The sequence below is a fragment of the Patescibacteria group bacterium genome (assembly GCA_024654625.1).
In the GTDB taxonomy this organism is placed as follows: Bacteria; Patescibacteriota; Minisyncoccia.
Window position 1 is genome coordinate 1 of sequence record JANLHB010000025.1, and the last position, 21,406, is coordinate 21,406.

The following is a 21,406-nucleotide window of genomic DNA, read 5'->3' on the forward strand; positions in this document are numbered from 1 at the left end:
TCTTGAAATTCTTGAGGAATTTCAAGAGTCGAAAAGCGCAAAGAGTCCGGGGCGAGAAGTGTTCGGCGAAATGATGATGCGTATTGAGAAAATGGATGGCGTAGGTATTCTCGCGTGGCATCCTGACCGACTAGCAAGAAATAGTATTGACGGAGGACGCATCATTTACGCCGTAGACACTTCTAAAATTGTTTCTTTGCGTTTTCCGACATTTTGGTTTGAACCAACTCCGCAGGGGCTGTTTATGCTTCAAGTGGCGTTCGGACAGAGCAAGTATTATTCTGATAATCTTAAGCAAAATGTCGAGCGAGGTATGCGCCAAAAATTGCGACGAGGAGAGTGGCTGACTCGCGCTCCATTCGGGTATGTGAACAATCCCACCACGCGCAATATCGAACCTGATCCGGTGAAATCTAAAATTATCGTGCGCGCGTTTGGTGAATATATAAAAGGAACACATACCCTCATTTCGCTGTCGCAATTTTTGGCTGACCATGGTGTTGCTCAAAAGTCCGGAACGCCACTTGGCAAAGCTTCCGTGAAAAGAATATTGACGAATCGTGCCTACTTAGGATTTACCAAACATCGTGAGGAATATTTTCCCGGAAGCTTTGCGCCAATTCTTTCTCCGACACTATTTGAAGCTGTGCAAAAGCAACTTTCCGTGCGAGCGCATCCAAGACATTCCAAAATATCTCACAATTTTCCTTTCACCGGACTTTTTCGTTGTGGGGAATGTGGAAGTATGATAACCGCTCAATGGTGTACTGGAAAAATGGGCGGTCGGTATCGTTATTATCGATGTACGAAAAAGAAAGGAAAATGTAGCCAGAGATATTTAATGGAAGATGCGCTCGCTCTCCAAGTCAAAGAACAGCTTCAATCAGTGTCGCTTCCCGAAGCGTGGGCAGATTATATGCTCAAAAAAGTAGAAGTTTTTGAGCACGAGGAAATCCACGCTTCGGGAAATCGTCTCGGACAGATGAAGGGAGATTTAAAAACGCTTGAAGCGAAGCTCGACGCACTTGTGGATTTGTACCTAAACCGCGATATTGAGCGCGAAATATATCTGACGAAAAAGGACGCGCTCATGCGTCAAAAAAGCTCGCTTCAAGCGAAATCTTCATCTGCCCGAGCCGAGAGAAAGAATTGGGTCGAACCCCTGCGGAAGTGGGTTTTGGATTCAAAACGCGCGGGGTTTCTCGCTACGAGTGAAAATCTCCACGAGATGCGAGATTTTCTTCGTTCTTTTGGAACGAACCCCGCGCTGAAAGACAAAACTATTTCGATCTCATTTTGCCCGCCCTCCGAATTCGCCCGCGCCCGCAAGACGGATTTCATTCCCTCGCCATACAGCGCGCCTTCGGCGCGCCCAGATTGTGCGCTTACTTCTGACCAAGTTTCAATTTGTGACCCTACGGAGAATCGAACTCCGCTTCCAGCCTTGAGAAGGCTGTGTCCTAGCCGATAGACGATAGGGCCAAAATATCTCATTTATTTAACCATTCTTTTTCTTGCCTTGCAAGAAGAAATTCTTTGTTTTCCGGGTGAGCCATTATCTCTTCCACTACTCTCTCCGCTCTTATTGATTGGGAGCCTTTTACTAAGATTAGATCCCCTTCTTTTATTATGTTCACTAAGAATCTACCTGCTTCGCGAGCATCATCAAACTCATGAATATCTTTTTCTTTGAAACCGGCTTCTTTCGCTCCTAGAGATATAAATTTAGCGCGAATACCGACTGTCACTATAATATCAGCAATACTTGCAACTTTTTCGCCAACTTTTTTGTGTTCATCGGCAGAATGCTTGCCAAGCTCCAGCATATCACCTAAGACAGCGATTTTTCTTCCAGTTGTTTTTATTTCGCTCAAAGTTTCAAGCGCCATCTCTACAGCAAGAGGAGAAGCGTTGTAAGTGTCGTCAAGGATAAAGCTCTCGCCCACTCCGTTTATCAGGTTGAGACGCGCCACCGGCGGACGATAACGGACAAGCGATTTAGCCATTTCAATAATATTAAAATGGTATGCCGTCCCTATGGTAAGCGCCGCTAAAACAGAATAAGCGGCTTGCTTCCCGAAAATATTATAAAGACGAATAGGAATAATTTTCCCTTTATAATCTATCTTGAAAGTTATTCCTTCAGGTATCCCTTGGTCATTATCATCTTTATACAAAATATGATAATTTGAGGCGCTAAGATCGTTGTCCTCATTAAATCCATAAGTGATAACATTAGCTTTAGTCCTGTCTTTAAGTTCGCGCGACTTAGGATCATCGCCATTTAGCGCTACATAATTCTCTGCTGTAAAATCACGAATTAATTTAGACTTCTCTTTCACAAGTTCATCGGCATTCTTAAAAAATTCTATATGCACCGGCACATTGCCAAAGCCGGTAATAACAGCCATATCCGGCTTAAGCCATGAAATTAATTTGGACATATCATCCGGCCTATCTACGCCTACCTCAATGATAAGCATCTCAGGATAGTCGTGTTTTACTATAAGAAGTTTTATTCCTTTGAGAAAAACCAAAAACCATTTAAATAAATTATTAAAAGCGCTCTTTGCGCCGATAATAGTCAAAGGCACGCCAAATTCGCTATTATAGCTCTTATCGCTTTTTCTTACATAAAACTCTTGAGAAAATACCGTCCCTATAACATCTTTAGCTGAAGTCTTCCCCACTGTGCCAGTGATAGCAATAACTTTCGGTTTGTATCGCCAAAGAATAATCCTTGCCTCAAGCTTTAATATAAATAGTATTATTTTTTTTATTACATCTTTTATCATCATCCATTATAATACTTCATTTTTTGAATATAAAAAAGCTGCTCATGAGGATATATGAGTTCTTTAGTAAATGTTTATAACCTGATTAAATGATGTCGGAAGCGGAGACTTCTTGATTTTCTTCGTCTTCTTCTTGATACGGAGGGTATTCAGGCAAAGAATTATCTTCTTCTGTCTCTGCCTTAAATTCCTCTTCAATGACAATTTCATCTTCCGGCTTTTCATCTATAACAATTTCATCTGCTGATTCTTCTGCAATATCTTCCGAATCTTCAGCGTCCTTAAAAACACTCTCCTCGTGACCCGATTCTTCTTCATGGTGCTCTTCATCGTCATCTTTATGGTCATCCTCGGAAGATTCATCATCATCACAAGTCTTGATATCCATCCTTTCAATCTTTGCAGTTACGCTGACAACATATGCCTCAAAAGCGTTTAAGATCGGCAATTGAGCAAGTAGTACTATAATAGCCACAGCAATGATTAGACTTTTCTTAATGATTTGATATGAACATAAAAACACAGTTTGAACTTTAGAGATTTTCTCTATTTTTATTTTCTCTATCCTTATGATGCCGTCAAGCGGTTTTTCTTTTAATGTGATTTTATTCATATTATTTTTTATTTGCTTTTATGGTGATTATACCCAGATAAGGAATATAAACTTGCTTGTCAAAGACAGTAAGCGTTCTCCCTACCACATCACCATATTTTATCGGTGTATCATTCTGAAAATTGGCGTCTCCTTTCGTGATCAGTTCATCTTCACTAAGCTTTACAATACGATGGATAGTAAAGCCCAGATTATTGCGATAAACTATGATGTCACCTATTTTCAAATCTTCTTTGGGGACGGATTTTATAAATATCAGATATCCCTCTTTCAAGGTGGGCCACATAGAGCCTGACGTTATAGCGGCCATAGGATAAGGTGTGTCTAAATACCAAGATAAAGCCTTAGGAAACCCAAAAATAATCCCAAAAACTATAGCACTGTAAATTACCAAGTTTATCAATGCGCTTTTAATTTTATTTTTGTTTATCATATTTATTTTTATTGCCAAGACCAAATCAACGGAATTTTAAAAAGATAGACTCGTCCGTCATACGTCTTATCTATCCGAGCTGAAGCGGGCATATATGTACTAAACTCCATATTAATCTCTTCTCCGGGGCGAAGCTTAAAAAAATTCCTATTTATATCCACCAGACTGCTAATACTGCCTGTATTTAAAGCCACGACATAAATAGATACAGGAATACCGTTCTTAATGTTTACTATCCTTGCGGCTGATGTTCCCCTCGACAAGTCACCGAAATCTATTTTTTCAGTAGTGGGATTCAAGCCTATTTTGCTTTCACCTTCTATTACATGGACTGTTGTTTTAAACTTATTGGCATCAAGCGCCACATAGAAAAAGAATAGAAAAACTATCAACAAGATTATGCCTATTATCTTCTCACTCCTCTTTAATGGTTCACCCGTCTTCTCTTCCCAAAAACGAGAAGGGGAGAAATTTCTAACTTTTGATATATATTGTCTCATATTTTTTTATTTTATTATTGATTGTTAATCTCTCCGCCGGACAAGGAACCGGCGGAATTCATTAACAATCAATTCTAATAGACGTTAGTTACCTCAACCCACAGATCGCAACCAAACACTTCGCTATTCATATCGCTTGGCGCCATATAATCGTCAGGATTTTGAACGAAGGGATTGAGTGAGTGTACAAAGTCTGCCCAATCTTGAGAACAAGATCCTTCAAAACAAGGGACCGCCAAGTCTATTATCCATTGATCAGCCGGGTCGATATCCTTATTTATCTTGCCATTTGCAACAACGATCTCAGGGTCATGGAAGGCTTCTAGCCCGAAGTCATTGCCCGGAGATGGAAAGTTGTCGGGGTGTTTTGAGATATAAGGACAAAGAGTTGGATAGCAATTTACAAGGTAATCTTGCCATGCTTGGTCGCCTGAGTCATATGTTGACCCAACAGGGTCAGGGATATTCGTATGGCACCAATCGCGAGCCGACTCGATACCTCCTAATTGATCTACCTTTTCCGGTCGAGGTTTAGGTTTCTGCTTAATATCATAATCGATATTTAGCACTCTTCGCTGATCAGTCGCAGAGAAAGACTCTGAAACAGTGATAAAGAAACTTTGCTCATGGTACTCCTGAGGAAAGACTGTGTTAAAGTTCTTTGACTCAGGATGAACGAACAGTGAGTTCTCTATCTTAGCTGTGACATTGATCACATGCGCTTCAAAAGCGGCAAAGAGTGGCATAACTGCCAGACTGACAGCCAACGCCCCTAATCCTATAATTAATTTCTTTTTCATAATATATTTCTAGCGTTTTTAAAACGCTAGAAAAATTAATTATTAAATAGGTGTCTCAGAAACTTCCGTCACTTCGACCCAAAGATCGCAACCGAAGATCTTATGCTCATCTTCTATATTGCCTTCATAGTCATCTGCGTTCACATTTGGATTAATATCGGCTACAAAAGCAGCCCAATCCTGCCCGCAAGTACCGCCAAAGCAAGGCACAGCTAGGTCAATAATCCAATTGTCAACAAAATCTTCACCTAATTTTGACAAATAGCCTGTTGAGTCGTTCCAGACTATCTCATCCCCCTCAACACTCCATGGCTCGTGGAAAGAAGGCATGCCTGTGTCATTCACTACATCAGTGTCAGCCTCTTTGGAAATATACTCACAAAGTGAAGGAAGGACGCCCCATGCCTCGCCAGTGGCTAGTTGTCTAGGTTCAGCACCGCAATCAATGACTGCGTTGCCGCTAGGATCTACACTTACATGACCGGTAGCTGTCGGTCCTACAAGCGTCTCGCCGCCATCGGAAGTAATTCCGCACTTAGGCTTCTGACGAATAATATACCTTACATCATCTACTCTTTCCTCCTCTTGAAATGAAGCCGATAATGCTATCTCAAGCGGTCTATCAAGGTGCTCTTGAGGAAATACCGTTCCAAAATCTATATCATCTGTATTTACTTTAAGAGCATTCTCTATCTTGGCTGTGACATTGATCACATGCGCTTCAAAAGCGGCAAACATTGGAGCGGTGATGACGGCAACAGCTAATACCAGTGCTCCAAATAAAATCTTCTTTTTCATAATAGTTTTTTTAATTTACTTTAGATGTTAATTACAAAGTAATTAACATCTTTCAAATAAATTAACATTAGCAATCTTCTGCTTATAAATAATTCCTTAAATTATCAATCGATTCTTTGTTAATAAATATCGACCTTATTAATTTCTCTTGATTTTTATTTTTTTATTAATTAAAAAATAAAAAAACAGAAAAAATAAATTTATTTATTTATTTATTTATTTTTAAACAAAAGACCCGCGGAAAAAACATTCCGCGGGTCTTTTAATTCTCGTAGTAATCCATTTAAATAATATAATTCTTTAAAATTCATACTTTGATTTTATTTAATTATTTGATTGTCTGATTACTTACATATTTTTTATTTTATCTGCATATTTTTTTTACTGCAATTTAAATTATAATTTCATTTTCTCTCTTATGGCAAATTGTTGTCAAGCGCAAAATAACGAGTTATCCAGAGTTTATCCACATAGACTTATCCACAGAAATTAAAATAACCTTGATATCAAGGTTATTTTTAAGTTTGAGTGTGGATAACTCTCTATATATCAATTATCTGTCAGGCGGAACTTCATAATAGTTTAGCAAAAATTTCATCAAATCCATAAATGGATAAGTTAAAGTTTCTGACGCATATCTTGCGCCAATAGGCTCCTTCACATAAAGAAATACAAGAAATCTTGAATCATAAGCCGGTCCGTAGCCGAAAAATGAATGTAGATATTTATTTTTATCATAACCATTTCCGTCTTGGCTTGCCAATTGCGCGGTACCGGTCTTGGCCGCAATACTATAATTATCCATCTTCACAATACCGCCAAAAAGAGCTTCATCAACAGTCTTCACAAGCATCGCTGTTATTTTGTCCGATGTTTCTTTGCTTATAACTTCATCTTGTTTTTTTGGCTCTATATTTATATCAGGTCCTCCTGCGACGAGAATACTGTCTACAATATAAGGCTTCATCAGATTACCGCCATTTGCCAGAGAAGATAACGCTCTTGCCATTTCAACGGGAGTCAAAGCAATCCCTTGCCCAAAAGAAGCGGTTGCATACTCTATTTCACGAAAACTGTCTAAGTTTGATATAAGCCCCTTTACCTCTCCAGGCAAATCTATGCCTGTATAATCGCCGAAACCATACTTGATAATATAATCGTAAAATCTGTCTTTTCCAAGCCGCTGCATTGCAAATACTGCGCCAGTATTAAGAGAATGATTAAGGACCTCCTGCATATCAACAATTCCTCGCGCTTTGCCGTCGTAATTCTCAATTCTAGCTCCATTTAATAGCACATAACCTTCATCATTATAAGTACTGCCGGGCGTTATCACTTTATCATTAAGCGCGGCAGCTACTGTTAATGGTTTCATAATTGAACCAAACTCAAACACACTTTCTACATTAGGGTTTACAAAGAGAGCTAAATCGCTTTCCTTCCCGTAATAATTAGGGTCAAAATCAGGCTTTGCCGCCATGGCTAAAATTTTGCCTGTCTTTGGCTCAATTATTATACCGCCGACAAGAGAACCGTTCCATTTATCCATAATCTTGCCTAAAGTTTCTTCCAAAAAAAATTGCACTTTTGGTTCAATAGTCAAGACAACGTCACCCTCTTTATTAGCCAATTTTTTATCGCCTACCAATAGTTCCTTACCGACATCAAGAAATATTTCAGCAAATGAATTTACTAAAAAATCGCCTTCACCTCCTCTCTTCAACACATCTTCATAATATTTTTCAATCCCATATCTTCCGATCAGTTTATTTTCTTTATAACCGACAAAACCCAATATATGGGAACTTAAACTGCCTGCTGGATATAGACGCCAACTCTCTTGATAAGATTTAACTCCGGGAATATCATAATTTTTTATAATTTCCGCTTGTTTTGAAGTAAGCTTATGAGCGATATCTTCAAAGGGATCGTCTTTCTTGTCTGCTTTATTTAAAAAATCTTCTTTATCTATATTTACAACATTTATCAGCTTGTTGTAAACGGTTTCTTTGTCTTCAGGAAGAAGCGATGGTGTTAATGCCAATACAAAACCGCTTTTAACAGAAGCGGCCGAAACAGTAGTATTATTTTTCTCTTTAAAAAATATTTTTCCTCTATCAAATTCTTCTTCGCTTACTGATACATATTGCTTGTTAGCTTCTTTTTTATAGTAGTCAGCCGAGACAATCTGAAGCATAAATAGCTTAGCTATAATAATGCCGGCAAAAAGAAATATTATTATCCCGACAATATGCAAGCGGCGAATTAAAGGGTCTTTCATATGCCTTATTTTTAACGCTTGGCAAATACATTCCCGCGCGATACAAACTGCATTTCAGTATTTTCTTTGAATCCCAGCGCCAACGCATAATCTAAAGTTAGTTTGGATATTTCATTAAAATATATCTCTTCAGCTTGCTGATAATTCTGAGTTAAAGATTTTAATTCTATCAAATTTCTATTCATCATGGCGGTTTCTATAACCACGGTAGAAGTAAGATAAAGATAGAACACGCCTGAGAAAATTATCAAAGAGACAAGACTCCATAAGATTACCCTCTGGAATTTGTTTATTTTTGAAATATTTTTTATTAATTTTGTCATATGTTATTTGAATTTATATTTTCTCTATTGTTCTTAATTTGGCGCTTCTTGATCTTGGGTTTGCCCGTATTTCCTCTCTTGTCGCGATTATCGGTTTTTTATTCACTAATAGTGCTTTCTTTTCTTTAGATAAGTTTCTAAAGAAATTCTTTACAATCCTGTCTTCAAGGGAATGAAAAGAAATGACAGACATCCTTCCTCCTTTGTTTAAAATTTCCCAACCTTCCTCAAGTCCCCGCTCAAGTGCCCCTAGCTCGTCATTTACTGCGATTCTTAAGGCTTGAAAAGTTCTGGTTGCCGGATTGATTTTAAAATGCTTTGCTGGAAATGCTTTCTTTATGACTTCAGCCAGCTCACCGCTTGTCATAATTGATTTACTTTTTCTTGCTTTAAATATCTCTCCCGCAATACGTCTTGATGCCCTGTCTTCCCCATACTTGTATATGATGTCGGCAATATCTTTCTCGCTGTAACTGTTTACAATCTTATAGGCCGTTAAATCGTCTTCTTCCGGATCTTTCTTTAGGGTCATAAGAAGTGGTTCATCATATAGGAAGGAGAATCCTCTGCCTGTCGGGCCAAATTGCATGGAATTTACTCCTAAGTCGAAAAGTATCTTATCTGCTTTTTCTATTCCGTTCTTTATAGACAACGACTTAATGTTTCTGAAATTTCCATTTTCAAGAATTATTTTACATCGTTTATCAGATAGGTTTTCCTTTGCAATCTCAAGCACCGTCTTGTCTTGGTCTAATCCCAAAAGTGCTCCCCTTTCTCCCAGCAACGAACATATCTCCCTGGAGTGACCAGCCATGCCGAGAGTGGCGTCTATTACGGTCTCCCCTTTCTTAATATTCAAACTATCTATCGTTTCGTTTAAAAGAACAGGTATATGCTTTATCATAATATTCCAAGTTCGCCGAGCTTCTCCGCTAATATGTCAGTCTGCTTCTCAATCTTTCCTTTATATTCATTCCAATGTCTCTCGTTCCAGATTTCTAATCGATTATAAACTCCGGTAACAACAACTTTATTTTTTAAATCAGCGTACCCTTTCAGATAATCCGGAATCAATACCCTGCCAAGAGAATCAAGGTCCACATCAACGGCTCCGGATAACATCAGCCTTGCAAAATTTCTCGCCTGAGATTGACCCAACGGAAGTTCGGATAGTTTCTTAGCAACTTTCGCCCATTCGCCCAAAGTATAGATAAAAAGACAATTATCAAGACCTCTTGTCACAACAGCTTTCTTACCCAACTCCTTGCGGAATTTAGACGGGATAGAAATCCTCTTCTTCGGGTCAATTGTGTGTGTATATTCGCCGATTAACATATGCCAATTTTACTTATTAAGAATAATTGTAAAATTGAGCATCCGCCGGAGCTTTATGCGGAGGCGGACAAATTCGTTTTTACTATTATCCGCTTATTTCCCACAATTATCCACCTGTATACACTATACACCACAATCCCCCACCAGCCAAAACAAAACTGTGGATAAGATAAGCGACTAAAAATCTCCCTAAAAAAACAAAAAAAACCGCTCAAACAAGCGGTTAAATAAAAAAACAACGGCTAATCCGCCATGGCGGATTAGCCGTTGTTTTTTCACTTTACTTGCGGGGGTACAAGGAATCGAACCCTGGTCATCGGTTTTGGAGACCGATGTTTTACCACTAAACTATACCCCCTCCACTTGGACACGGCGTGTCCAAGTAAGTTTATTTCTTGATCTCCTTGTGTTTCTTATGAGCTTTGCACCATTTGCAAAATTTGTTTAATTCAATCTTCCTTTCAACGAGTTTCTTATTCTTCCTGCTCCAGTAGTTTACTCTTTTGCATTCAGTGCATTGTAGTTTAATTAATTGTGGTTGTGCCATATTAGTTGATTATTTATCTGCCTATAAGTTGATATTTAGCCATTAGCCAATAGGGACATTAGAGGTTAACGGGCTTTTTTCATTATAACTATTTTTAGATTAATGACTAGCCCCTTCGTTCGCTCCGCTTTCTGTGGGCAGGGAGGGATTCGAACCCCCGTAGGCATATAGCCGCCAGATTTACAGTCTGGTGCGATTGACCGCTCCGCCACCTACCCATTTTATAGTCCTATTAACTTTTTAAATTTACAGGCGGAATAAATACCCTCCGCCTGCAAATTTAATTAATTTTTAGCTCTTGTCTTTTTCCTGGAAGAATCAACCGCTGGTTTAGATGGCAATTCTATAACAATCTCATTATTCTTATCAACGCCAACCATCACCTTACCACCGCCTCTTATCCTGCCCGAGACTATGTATTCAGCCACAGGATTCAATATCTTGCTCTGAATCAAGCGCTTTAAAGGCCTTGCGCCGTAATGAGAATTATATCCTTCTTTTGATAAAATTGAAAGAGCTTCTTCTGATATGGTCAAAATAATCTCCTTCTCTCTTAATCTTTTAGCCACTATCTCAATTTGCCTCTCAACAATATCTTTTATATTTTCGCCTGAAAGAGGATTGAAAATAATAATCTCATCAAGCCTGTTGAGAAACTCCGGACGGAATCTTGATTCAAGGCTTTTCTGTATTTTATCTTTAAGCTCGCCGCTTCTCTTTTCCTCTGTTTCTTCCTCAGAGGTAAAACCTAATTTTTCCATCTGCCTGACATATTCTCCTCCAACATTTGAAGTCATTATGATTATTGTATTTTTGAAATTCACATGTCTGCCTTTAGAATCAGTCAAAAGGCCGTCATCAAGAACCTGAAGCATTATATTAAACACTTCCGGGTGAGCTTTTTCTATTTCATCAAAAAGGATAACCGAGTAAGGCCTATGTCTTACTACCTCTGTCAGCTGTCCGCCCTCTTCATGTCCAACATATCCCGGAGGAGAACCTATAAGCTTAGACACTGTGTGGCGCTCCATATACTCCGACATATCAACACGCACCATAGCCTTATCGTCATTAAACATAAAACCGGCTACTGTCTTTGCAAGCTCTGTCTTACCAACGCCTGTCGGTCCAAGAAACATAAATGACCCTATTGGACGATTAGCATCTGAAATACCGGCCCTGGAACGCCTTATCGCATTGGCAATTTTAGTAATAGCTTCATCTTGACCGACAACTCTTTTTCTAAATTCATCTTCTATGCGTGAAAGTTTTTTCTGCTCTTCTTCAAGCATCTTTGATACAGGGATACCTGTCCACCTGGACACAACTTTCGCAATATCTTCTTCAGTGATATCCTCTTTCAATAACTTGCGCGATATCTGAAGCTTTCTAAGCTTTACTTCCTCGGCCCTCATCTTTTTTTCATTCTCAGGTATCAAACCGTATCTTAACTCCGCCACTCTTGTAAGGTCGCCTTTCCTTTCTTCGTTGTCAGCTTCCACCCTTAGCTTTTCAAGTTCTTTTTTAATCTGGCTTATCTCTGAAATGGCCTTCTTTTCATTTTTCCATTTTAAGCTGAGCTCGGATGTTTTTTCTCTCAAATCACTTATCTCTTTATTGATTTTCTTAATCCTCTGCTTGGCTTGTTTTACAGCAAGACTTGTTTTTGATCCTCCATTTCGCTCAATTTCTTTCTTAAGCGCCTCTCGTTCCACTTCAAGCTTCATAGTTTCTCTGTTTACTGTCTCAATCTCTTCAGGCTCGCTCTCAAGATCAAGCCTTAAAGCTGATGCCGCCTCATCTATAAGATCTACGGCCTTATCCGGCAAAAATCTGTCCGTAATATATCTGCTTGAAAGAACAACTGATGCTTTAATAGCCGCATCAGTTATCCTTACGCCGTGATGAAGTTCATATTTTTCTTTGAGTCCGCGCAATATAGAGATGGCATTATCAATAGATGGCTCCTCCACAAAAACAGGCTGGAATCTCCTTGCTAAAGCAGGATCTTTCTCAATATATTTTTGATACTCTTTTAGAGTTGTAGCGCCAATCGCCCTCAAATGCCCTCTGGCTAAAGCCGGCTTTAGCAAGTTTGAAGCATCAAGCGCGCCTTCAGCGGCACCTGCGCCGACAATAGTGTGTATCTCATCTATAAATAAAATTATCTTTCCTTCCGCCTGTTCTACCTCACGCATCAATCCCTTTAGCCTGTCTTCAAATTCTCCCCTATATTTTGTCCCGGCAACAAGCGAACCTAGATCAAGAGATACTAACTCTTTATCTTTTATAAGTTCCGGCACGCTTCCTTTAGCAATCTTCTGAGCAAGACCTTCGGCGATTGCTGTCTTACCCACGCCGGCTTCACCTATTAAGATTGGATTATTTTTTGTTCTTCTTGAAAGTATCTGCATCAATCGCCTGACTTCTTCGTCTCTCCCTATTACAGGGTCAAGCTTGTCTTCTCTTGCAAGTTTTGTCAGATTTCTGGCATATTTCTCAAGAAAGTGAAATTTCTTCGGCGTTTCTATGTCTGCTACTTTGGAACTTTTCAAATCATCTAAAATATTCATTATTGAATTTTTGTCCAAATGAAATCTTGAGAGAATCTCAGCCGCCTTGGATGGCGTCATTATAAGAGCCAAAAAAAGATGCTCTGTTGATATAAAATCATCTTTTAATTCTGCGGCATTCTTCTGGGCAGTTTCAAGCACTTTCCCTAACGCGGGAGAAAGATACATCTGATAAGACTGCGGCATAACCACTGATTGGCTTCCCTCATCAAGACTGTCCATTACAGAATCTGTTAGAAGCATTATATCTATCTCCAATCTATCAAGAATAGAAATAACAAGACTTTCATCCTGCAAAAGTAAAGCTGCCAAAAGATATAATTCATCTATCTGGTTTTGTCCGCGCTCTATGGCAAGTTCATGCGCCTTACGAACCGCTTCCTGAGCTTTTATTGTAAAATTTGAAAATGGGGGCATATTTCTTCGTTTCACTCAGTCAAATTTAAAATTGAAATCTCAAAATTAAAAATGATTGAATGAATTTTATAATTTAATAACTTAATAATTTTAAACTGTAATTTTGCATTTTGATTTTTGATTTTTACATTTCTTTCGATTGCTCCTCCATCACGATCTTAACGTTCATATCCTCTTCTCCTCTCAATACTTTCAGGATAACTTCATCGCCAACCCTTGATTTAGAGATAAAGAGACTAAGTGTTTTTTTTGCATCAACTCTTCTCCCGTTAAATTCCAATATAATATCTCCTTCTTTCAAGCCCGCCTTATCTGCAGGAGAATCTTTAACGACAGCGTCAATATTTTTCTCTTTATCAGATATAAGCATAGCGCCATAATCCACACTGAGATTTTTATCTTTGGATATTTCATTATCAATAGTGACATATCTCACACCCAAAAAAGCGTATTTGATCTCTCCGAATTCTTCAATATCCAATACTATCTTTTTAATTATATTGACAGGAAGGGAGAATCCTATATTCTCCCCGCTGCTTGATTTGGCAACATTTATACCAACTATCTCTCCTTTTAGATTTATAAGCGGTCCTCCTGAATTGCCAAAATTAATCGCCGCATCGGTCTGTATAACCTCCGAGAGACGCTCCTCGCCGATAGAACTTGATGCGACAATCTCCCTGTTTAAACCGGATATGATTCCCACTGAGACTGTATTTTGAAGTTCTCCCAAGGCATTGCCTATAGCTATAACCTTCTGGCCTATCTTTATGTTATCTGAATTGCCAAGCGATACATACTTAAATGTATCTTCGCTTTCCGCTCTTTTGATTTTCAAGATAGCGATATCTTGCATTGAATCGCGAACTGCCACATCAACCTCAAATTTCCTTCCATCGTTTAGTATTACAGAATAATTAGCTTCAGTATCAGCCACCACATGCTTATTTGTCGCCACAGTACCATCGCTTGAAATAATGAACCCTGTCCCGCTTGAAATTTTCTTTTGCTCTATTCCCTTCTCTCTATATTGCGGAACTTTTAAATTAAGATCACGAAAAAGAGGATCATCACCAAACGGATTTACAAAGTATGGCTCTAAAACTGGAACGTCTTTTGTCGCAATAACACTGACCACCGCAGGCATAACTTTCTCTACCGCCTTAACTGTCATTTCTTCATCGGATACAATTATTGTTTCAACGACTGAAGCGATGTCGGAATCGCTTGGATTGACTCTTTCAATAGTTTTTTCAATAACCCTTCCTACTGTCTGTGTCACTTGCGGCGGCGCCTGATTCACCAAACTAACCGTTACTATGCCGGTAGCGATTGATGTGACAAAGCTCACAAGAAGAGCTAATAAAATAAGTTGAGATTTTGTTAAATCTTCCATAATTTATTTAAAATATAACCAAAAAAGCCGATACTGTCAAGCCCTGCCATAAACTGCCAAAAATTATACTCCGTAAAAACACTGACGTCACCCATTTCTATCTTCTTATTTTAAATAATAGGAAGAGAAAGCGCAAGATATTCAAAGACGAGTTTGGGTGATGACCCTCGTGTGTCTATATATCTTCTACTTTTTTGGATACTCTCTATCGCCTTAATGAATACTTGGTCTTTTTTCCCTATCTTTTTTACAGCAACCTCCTCAAGGTTATTCAAAAAGTTGTCTAGTTCATCTTTGGCTTTTTTTTCTATCATCTTATTTATGAAGAATAGCCTTTTTGCCGGGCTGGTGGATAAAAAATTTTCAACATTATCAGTCTCTTCACTTGAAAATGTTTTTTCCTCAAGCACCACCCTTACCAATCGCGAAAGTAATGTCGGTAGAATATTGTTAGAGTTTTGAGTAATTATGAAAAAATGAGTTCCAAGCGGTGGCTCCTCAAATAATTTTAATAACGCATTTTGAGCCTCGAGAGTAATCGCGCGGAAAGAGACTATAAAGACTTTATGGTCTCCTGAAAATGGTCTCATAAAGGCACGTTCTTTAAGTCCCCTGCTTTCGTCAATGCCAAACGAATCGTAATTCTCTTTAGAGAAGTCTAAGCAAGAAGGAATTTCTTCAAGTGGAATATTTAATATAGCTACAGCTTTTTCCTCAGCCCAGATAAACGCCTTATCTTTATCGCCAAGAATTAAATATCCATGATTTGATCTTTCCATGGGTAATATTATATCACAAATCCTTTCTAGGTATTAAACACCATGGCCCGAGTTCAACAAATGTCCAACACCGAGTGTTGGACATTTGGGTTATGTTTAATATAATACAATATATGAGAAAAATACAAATTTCTGTTGGTGAATATTATCATCTTTACAACAGGGGTAATGACAAACAATTAATATTTTTAGATAGTGCTGATAAGGCCCGATTTCTTTTTCTTATTCTTTATTTCCAATCAAATATAACCTTTGATAAACCAGGTAGACAAGTATCGTATTTTATAAAAAATAAGACATTCAATCTCTCTCAAAAAATAACTAAACAAATCCAAGACGAAAGAATGGTTGAATTGATTAATTTTACATTTATGCCGAACCATTTTCATCTAACAATGAGGGAGGTAAAAGAAGGTGGTATCTCTTATTACATGCAGAGGGTCTTAAATTCTTATACAAAGTATTTTAATGCTAAATATAAAAAGTCCGGTCATTTATTCCAGGGGCCCTATCAAGTTGTCCACGTAGAAGACAATGAACAACTTCTTCACCTTTCTGCTTATATCCACCGAAACGCAAGGGAAATAAAAAAATATAAAAATAAAGAAGATCAATATCCGTGGTCAAGTTTCCATGATTACATTAACGAAAATAGATGGGGTGGACTTCTGGAGACAACTATTATTTTTAATCAATTTTCTAATCATAAACAATATAAAGATTTTGTGGATACAAGTGGAACAAAATTATAGATTTAATATAGTGTCCAACACTCGGTGTTGGACACCTCGGTGTTGGACACCTAAGAGCAATGTCCAGCATTATGGCAATTTATCCATATTTTCCCAAATGTCCAACACCGAGTGTTGGACATTATTGGGCAACTAATCATCAAATTTTAGAAACCACTCTTTAGGATTAGATTCTCTCTTTAGGATTTCTACCCATTCCTTATCAAGATCAGATACTCTTAAAAATTCTTTATCTTCCCTGAAGAGAGGATTGACTGCTCGGGATTTTACCAGCAATTTGGCATCGTAACCACTTGGACTATTTGTGATGTTAATTTTAAAATCAGCTCTGTCAAAAAGTCTTTTTAATTCATCATCTTTGCTTGTATAAAACCTGAGCTTATCCAAGACATAATTATCGGTTTTATATAAATCTTCAATGGTTATATATCTCTTACTTAGTCCGTGTTTTAGAAAATCACCTCCACATCTAAACATGACAGCAGTATGTATGCCAGTCCAATACTTATCATTCATATCCATAAAATATTTCGCAAATTTTTTTGCCGTTTCAAAATCATCAAAATACCATTTGCCGTCTTCCGTTTTTAATTTATCAAGGAAGAGCTTTATGGAGTCATCGTCTATAAGCTCAGACGCCCTTCCATCACGCAATGAATAATCTATCCTATCTGCACACAAATCCGGTAAATCCCTCTCTTTAAGAGGGAAATTCTTGTCATCGATTATATAATCAACATCAAACCCATGTTTATTAAGAATCGAGGGAATTTGAGTCTTATTCTTAATAAAGTCTTCGAAAATATTATCCTGATGATCATGGTCTTTTTCAGATCCTTCGTCTAACACATAATCTATACAATGAGAGAAAGCTGAATGAGAAATATCGTGTATAAGACCGGCTATCTGCTCTTCTAGTGGCGCGCCGAATTTTTTAAGCAAGATATACACACCGACAGAATGCTCAAAACGAGTTACTTTATTTCTCTTTATATGAGGTTTGAAATAACCCGCCTGATCCACCCCTTTCAACCTTTGAAAATCAGGTGAATTTATAATTTCTAAAATAACCGGTTCGTCAATCTCAACCTCCCCATAAATTTTATCTTCATAGAGCATATTACTTCTTCGCGATGATACTTTTTTTGTAAACATCAAGATGTTCAAGAGCGATACCTGTGCCTTTTGCCACACAGAAGAGAGCGTCGTCGGCAATCTTCACTTGGATTCCGGTTGAGCGATAAATAAGTTCGTCGATATTTCGTAAGAGTGACGATCCTCCTGTCATAATTATACCCTTATCAATAATATCCGAAGCCAATTCCGGCGGAGTCTCTTGAAGCACTATCTTAATCGCTTTTACTATTTCTCTTAATTCGCCGTCTATCGCTTTTACTATTTCATTAGTTGACACATCTGCGCTCCTAGGCAAACCGGTAAGAAAATCTCTGCCTTTTATCTTATGAGTAAGCTCATCTTCAATGGGAACCGCCGACCCTATGGCAATCTTTATCTCTTCTGCCGTCCTGTCGCCTATGGCCAAATTAAATGTTTTCTTAATATAATCAGCAATGGCTTGATCAATCTTATTGCCGGCCACTTTTGCGGAAATTGAAGAAACTATTCCTCCAAGAGAAATCACGGCAGCGTCTGTAGTGCCTCCGCCGATATCAACAATCATACACCCTTGCGGTTCATGGATCGGGATACCTGCTCCTATTGCCGCAAGTATCGGTTCCTTAACGACATAAGCTGACTTAGCGCCGGCCTTTATAGCCGCTTCAACAACAGCTCGACGCTCGGTAGAAGTAACGCCAGCCGGTACGGAAACCATTACCTCAGGTTTAAAAAGATTAAACTTCCCAAGAGCTTTTTTTATATAATAACGAAGCATTGCTTCAGTAACACGATAGTCGGCTATTACGCCGTCTTTCATCGGTCTATAAGCAATAATATCATCCGGCGTCTTGCCTATCATATTTTTTGCCTCATCGCCCACAGCCAAAACTCTATTATCAGACTGAGAAACAACCACAACGGAAGGTTCATTTAAAATAACACCGCTTCCCGGTAGAAATACAAGAGTATTTGCCGTACCCAAATCTATTCCTAATTTTTTTACGAAAATTCCCATAACATTACTATAACTCTAGACTTTTTATGTTTTTTTTGCAACTATTTAGATTAAGATGACTCCTACAAACATTAGAGAAAGGCGAATTATCATGCTGATTTCATTTTTAGTATTCATTATTCTCGTACCGATAATAATACTTTATACCTCAGGATACAGAATAGACAAGAATCTGCACATTAGAAAGACCGGGGGGCTTTATATCTCATCCCCATTATCCGGAGCAAAAATTCTAGTAAATGAAAAAAATAAAGGTGAGACAAGCCTGCTCCAAGGAGGCATATTTTTACAGAATCTTACTCCAAACACTTATTCTGTCATTGTAGCCAAAGACGGTTTCTGGCCATGGGCGAAAAAACTTGAAGTAAAAGAAGGGCTAGTAACAGAAGCGCGAGCCATACTTATACCAACCGACCCGCAAGGAGAGATATTATTAAATGATATTTCTAAAAAAGATGAAAATTTCCCAGCCAAAGAAAATGAAATATTGGCAAGATTGCTCAAACCGACAAGTGAACCTATCGCAAAAGTAGATAAAAACAAAGACGAAAAAATATTCGTAGACGAAGCAGACAATCTATGGATAGAATGGCTACCGGAAAACTCGCCATTGCCATATTATTTTTGCAATAATCAAGAATGTAAATCACCTCTTTTAGTGCTTGCTTCCAGATTCCCGATAAGAAAAGCGGATTTTTATCCCAGCCGCAGCGATGTGCTGATTATCGCCGTGCAGAATGCGATATACGCGATCGAAGTAGACGGAAGAGACGGCAGATTGCTGTTGCAGCCAATTTACAAAGGGGCTAATCCTGTATTTGAACTGGAAAATAAAACATTGTATATTCTTGACGAAAAAACATTTATAAAAATAAATCTTTAGCAAGTATAACCGGCACAAGTCGGCGATAAAATGAAATTAATAACAGTTGTTCCAATAACTAAAGGATTTTTAAAAAAAGATCTTTCTTATTTCACAACTAAGAAGATAAAACCGGGATCTGTTGTAAAAATTCCATTAAGAAAAAAAACTGTTCCGGCTATAGTTATATCATCTAAAGAAATAAGGGAAGTTAAAAGTGCGTTAAAAAAATCTTCTTTTGCATTAAAAAAAATAAGTGAATCGGGTGCGCCGATTTTTAATCCGTTTTTTATAGACGCCGTATTGGAGATTGCAGAGTATTATGCCTCCTCATTAAGCAACGTCCTTAATGAAATGACGCCAAAAGTTATATTGGAAAATAGCAAACAACTTAAAGAACAAGCGGATAAGGAAAATAAAGGAAAAGAAGAATATAAAAAAATATCCATTTTCCAAGGTTCGGATGAGGAGCGTCTGAAACATTACAAAAGCATCATTAGGGAAGAATTTGCGAAAGACCATTCCGTCTTAATAATACTTCCGACAATTTTAGCTACTATTGAAACATCAAAAAAACTTGAAAAAGGAATAGAATCTCATACTATTATCCTCCACTCTGAGATGCCGAAGAAAAAACTCCTTGAGCAATGGAGCGAAGCAATCTCAAGTAAAAAACCGGTACTTATTATATCAACCGGTTTATTTTTGTCACTGCCGAGAAAAGACTTAAATACGATTATAATAGACCGAGAAAGCTCCTCCTTTTATAAATACAGGACAAAGCCTTATATTGACATCCGTAAGGCGGCAGAGATCGTAAGCAAACACATACGAGCCAACTTGATATACGGCGACGATATCATAAGAACTGAAGATTATTATAATTTTAAAGAAGAAAGCATTACTCCTTCTCACATACTCTCCAAAGCAGAGCAGATATCGGTTAATATGAAAAAAGAAGAAGAAAAGACGAAAAAATTTATCATAATAAGCGAGGAGCTAAAGAAAATGCTTGAAGAGTCAAAGAACCGCAATGAACATACTGTCTTGTTTATAAATAGACGCGGTTATAGCCAGACGACGATATGCGACGATTGCAGGAAAACCATAACTTGTAAAATATGCGACTCGCCTTTAGTGCTTCATAAAGAAAATACCAGAAAAACAAATTTTATATGCCATAAATGCATATCCTCTTTCTCCGCTGAAGACAGATGCCCGTATTGCAAAAGTTGGCGGTTAAAATCGCTAGGCACCGGAGTAGAAAGAGTAGCGGAAGAAGTGAGTAATATTTTTCCGAAATTTAAATTGTTTAGAATTGATTCAGATGTTATAAAAACGAAAAAACAAGGAGATAAAGTTATTGAGGATTTTTTCTCTATGCCGGGAAGCATATTAATAGGCACTGAAATGATTTTTTCTTACTTAAATAAAGATGTTGACCGCGCCGCTATAATTTCGCTTGATGCTCTTTTCACAATACCGGATTTTAGAATTAGCGAAAGGATATTTCATCTTCTTATAAAACTAAGGTCTCTTTCCCAAAAGACATTCTTAATCCAGACACGAATGCCGGAACTTAATATATTTAAACTTGCCCTAAGAGGAGATGTATCAGAATTCTACAGGCAAGAGCTTGAGATAAGACAACGATTTAATTATCCGCCATTTAAACTTCTTATTAAAATCACCAACCAAAACAAAGACAAGAAACAGCTTGAAATCGATTTTAAAAAACTGGAAAAAGAATTGGCAAATTACAGTCCCATAGTTTATTCGGCTTTTGTGCCAAAAATAAAGGGCATGCACATAATGCACGCCCTTTTAAAAGTTGACCCAGCCTCATGGCCGGATCGGAGCCTTCTGGAAGTCCTCAACTCCCTTTCCCCCGCTTGGAGAGTGGAAGTCGATCCTTTTTCGTTGCTTTAATAAAGTTTTTTAAAGCAACAATCTGTTCCGCGGTGTACCCTTCTTCAGGAAAAAGATAAGGGTCTCTCCTGCAGTTGGGGCAGGGTGTTCCGCTTAGATTTTCAGGGAGGAATGCAAAGCACTCTCCGTTTCGACAAAG

At 38.1% G+C, this 21,406-nt stretch carries 19 protein-coding genes, 3 tRNA genes and 2 pseudogenes; 3 read left to right on the forward strand and 21 right to left on the reverse strand.

Translation table 11 applies throughout. The features are described 5' to 3' along the window. Positions 1–1,410: 1,410 nt before the first annotated feature. The 19 genes and pseudogenes from NUV40_02880 to NUV40_02970 all read right to left on the reverse strand — a co-directional run bounded on the left by NUV40_02880 (position 1,411) and on the right by NUV40_02970 (position 15,590). Positions 1,411–1,482 (reverse strand) — tRNA-Glu (locus tag NUV40_02880). Positions 1,483–1,490: 8 nt separating this feature from the next. Further along, positions 1,491–2,798 carry a Mur ligase family protein gene (locus NUV40_02885; GenBank protein ID MCR4342825.1) on the reverse strand — a complete coding sequence of 436 codons (1,308 nt, stop codon included), beginning with the start codon at positions 2,796–2,798 and terminating at the stop codon, positions 1,491–1,493. Positions 2,799–2,880: 82 nt separating this feature from the next. Beyond that, positions 2,881–3,408 (reverse strand): hypothetical protein, encoded by a 528-nt coding sequence (locus tag NUV40_02890; protein MCR4342826.1) that lies wholly within the window; start codon positions 3,406–3,408, stop codon positions 2,881–2,883. 1 nt (position 3,409) lies between these two features. Continuing rightward, positions 3,410–3,841, reverse strand: coding sequence for a signal peptidase I (locus NUV40_02895; protein MCR4342827.1), 432 nt, complete (start codon positions 3,839–3,841; stop codon positions 3,410–3,412). 8 nt (positions 3,842–3,849) lie between these two features. Beyond that, positions 3,850–4,341 carry a hypothetical protein gene (locus NUV40_02900; protein MCR4342828.1) on the reverse strand — a complete coding sequence of 164 codons (492 nt, stop codon included), beginning with the start codon at positions 4,339–4,341 and terminating at the stop codon, positions 3,850–3,852. Between the two features lie 74 nt (positions 4,342–4,415). Next, positions 4,416–5,141 (reverse strand): hypothetical protein, encoded by a 726-nt coding sequence (locus NUV40_02905; GenBank protein ID MCR4342829.1) that lies wholly within the window; start codon positions 5,139–5,141, stop codon positions 4,416–4,418. A gap of 42 nt (positions 5,142–5,183) precedes the next feature. Continuing rightward, positions 5,184–5,939: a hypothetical protein gene (locus tag NUV40_02910; protein MCR4342830.1), complete on the reverse strand. Its 756-nt coding sequence runs from the start codon at positions 5,937–5,939 to the stop codon at positions 5,184–5,186. 553 nt (positions 5,940–6,492) lie between these two features. Continuing rightward, complete coding sequence (locus NUV40_02915; protein ID MCR4342831.1) at positions 6,493–8,220, reverse strand: penicillin-binding protein 2; 1,728 nt, start codon at positions 8,218–8,220, stop codon at positions 6,493–6,495. An 11-nt stretch (positions 8,221–8,231) separates the two neighbouring features. Then, positions 8,232–8,543, reverse strand: coding sequence for a hypothetical protein (locus NUV40_02920; GenBank protein MCR4342832.1), 312 nt, complete (start codon positions 8,541–8,543; stop codon positions 8,232–8,234). 13 nt (positions 8,544–8,556) lie between these two features. After that, positions 8,557–9,447 carry a 16S rRNA (cytosine(1402)-N(4))-methyltransferase RsmH gene (gene rsmH, locus NUV40_02925; GenBank protein MCR4342833.1) on the reverse strand — a complete coding sequence of 297 codons (891 nt, stop codon included), beginning with the start codon at positions 9,445–9,447 and terminating at the stop codon, positions 8,557–8,559. Next, entirely contained in the window at positions 9,444–9,878 is a 435-nt protein-coding gene (mraZ, locus tag NUV40_02930) for a division/cell wall cluster transcriptional repressor MraZ (GenBank protein MCR4342834.1), read from the reverse strand. Before mraZ ends, rsmH begins: the two co-directional genes overlap by 4 nt. A gap of 287 nt (positions 9,879–10,165) precedes the next feature. Continuing rightward, positions 10,166–10,236, reverse strand: a tRNA-Trp gene (locus tag NUV40_02935). Positions 10,237–10,266: 30 nt separating this feature from the next. After that, entirely contained in the window at positions 10,267–10,425 is a 159-nt protein-coding gene (rpmG, locus tag NUV40_02940) for a 50S ribosomal protein L33 (GenBank protein ID MCR4342835.1), read from the reverse strand. Between the two features lie 134 nt (positions 10,426–10,559). Further along, positions 10,560–10,643 (reverse strand) — tRNA-Tyr (locus tag NUV40_02945). A gap of 66 nt (positions 10,644–10,709) precedes the next feature. Continuing rightward, positions 10,710–11,717, reverse strand: a complete 1,008-nt coding sequence (locus NUV40_02950) for an AAA family ATPase (protein ID MCR4342836.1) — start codon at positions 11,715–11,717, stop codon at positions 10,710–10,712. Between the two features lie 447 nt (positions 11,718–12,164). Further along, positions 12,165–12,975, reverse strand: a pseudogene (locus tag NUV40_02955) (AAA family ATPase). A gap of 17 nt (positions 12,976–12,992) precedes the next feature. Next, a pseudogene (locus NUV40_02960) lies at positions 12,993–13,415 on the reverse strand (type VI secretion system ATPase TssH). Between the two features lie 124 nt (positions 13,416–13,539). After that, the gene (locus tag NUV40_02965; protein MCR4342837.1) at positions 13,540–14,811 is read right to left on the reverse strand and encodes a trypsin-like peptidase domain-containing protein; all 1,272 of its coding nucleotides are present in this window, start codon (positions 14,809–14,811) and stop codon (positions 13,540–13,542) included. Positions 14,812–14,921: 110 nt separating this feature from the next. Beyond that, positions 14,922–15,590, reverse strand: a complete 669-nt coding sequence (locus tag NUV40_02970; protein MCR4342838.1) for a hypothetical protein — start codon at positions 15,588–15,590, stop codon at positions 14,922–14,924. A gap of 113 nt (positions 15,591–15,703) precedes the next feature. On the opposite strand from NUV40_02970, the gene NUV40_02975 reads away from it, so the two are divergent. After that, a complete protein-coding gene (locus NUV40_02975; protein MCR4342839.1) occupies positions 15,704–16,342 on the forward strand; it encodes a transposase in 639 nt (212 codons plus the stop codon). A 132-nt stretch (positions 16,343–16,474) separates the two neighbouring features. Here NUV40_02975 and NUV40_02980 read toward each other — a convergent pair whose 3' ends face one another. Both NUV40_02980 and NUV40_02985 read right to left on the reverse strand, forming a co-directional pair. Further along, positions 16,475–17,461, reverse strand: coding sequence for an HD domain-containing protein (locus NUV40_02980; protein MCR4342840.1), 987 nt, complete (start codon positions 17,459–17,461; stop codon positions 16,475–16,477). 1 nt (position 17,462) lies between these two features. Further along, positions 17,463–18,476, reverse strand: a complete 1,014-nt coding sequence (locus tag NUV40_02985; protein ID MCR4342841.1) for a rod shape-determining protein — start codon at positions 18,474–18,476, stop codon at positions 17,463–17,465. A gap of 91 nt (positions 18,477–18,567) precedes the next feature. Between NUV40_02985 and NUV40_02990 the strand changes: the two genes are divergently transcribed. Together NUV40_02990 and priA are read left to right on the forward strand one after the other, a co-directional pair. Continuing rightward, positions 18,568–19,359, forward strand: coding sequence for a PEGA domain-containing protein (locus NUV40_02990; protein MCR4342842.1), 792 nt, complete (start codon positions 18,568–18,570; stop codon positions 19,357–19,359). Positions 19,360–19,389: 30 nt separating this feature from the next. Further along, a complete protein-coding gene (gene priA / locus NUV40_02995; GenBank protein ID MCR4342843.1) occupies positions 19,390–21,267 on the forward strand; it encodes a primosomal protein N' in 1,878 nt (625 codons plus the stop codon). Positions 21,268–21,406 lie beyond the last annotated feature (139 nt).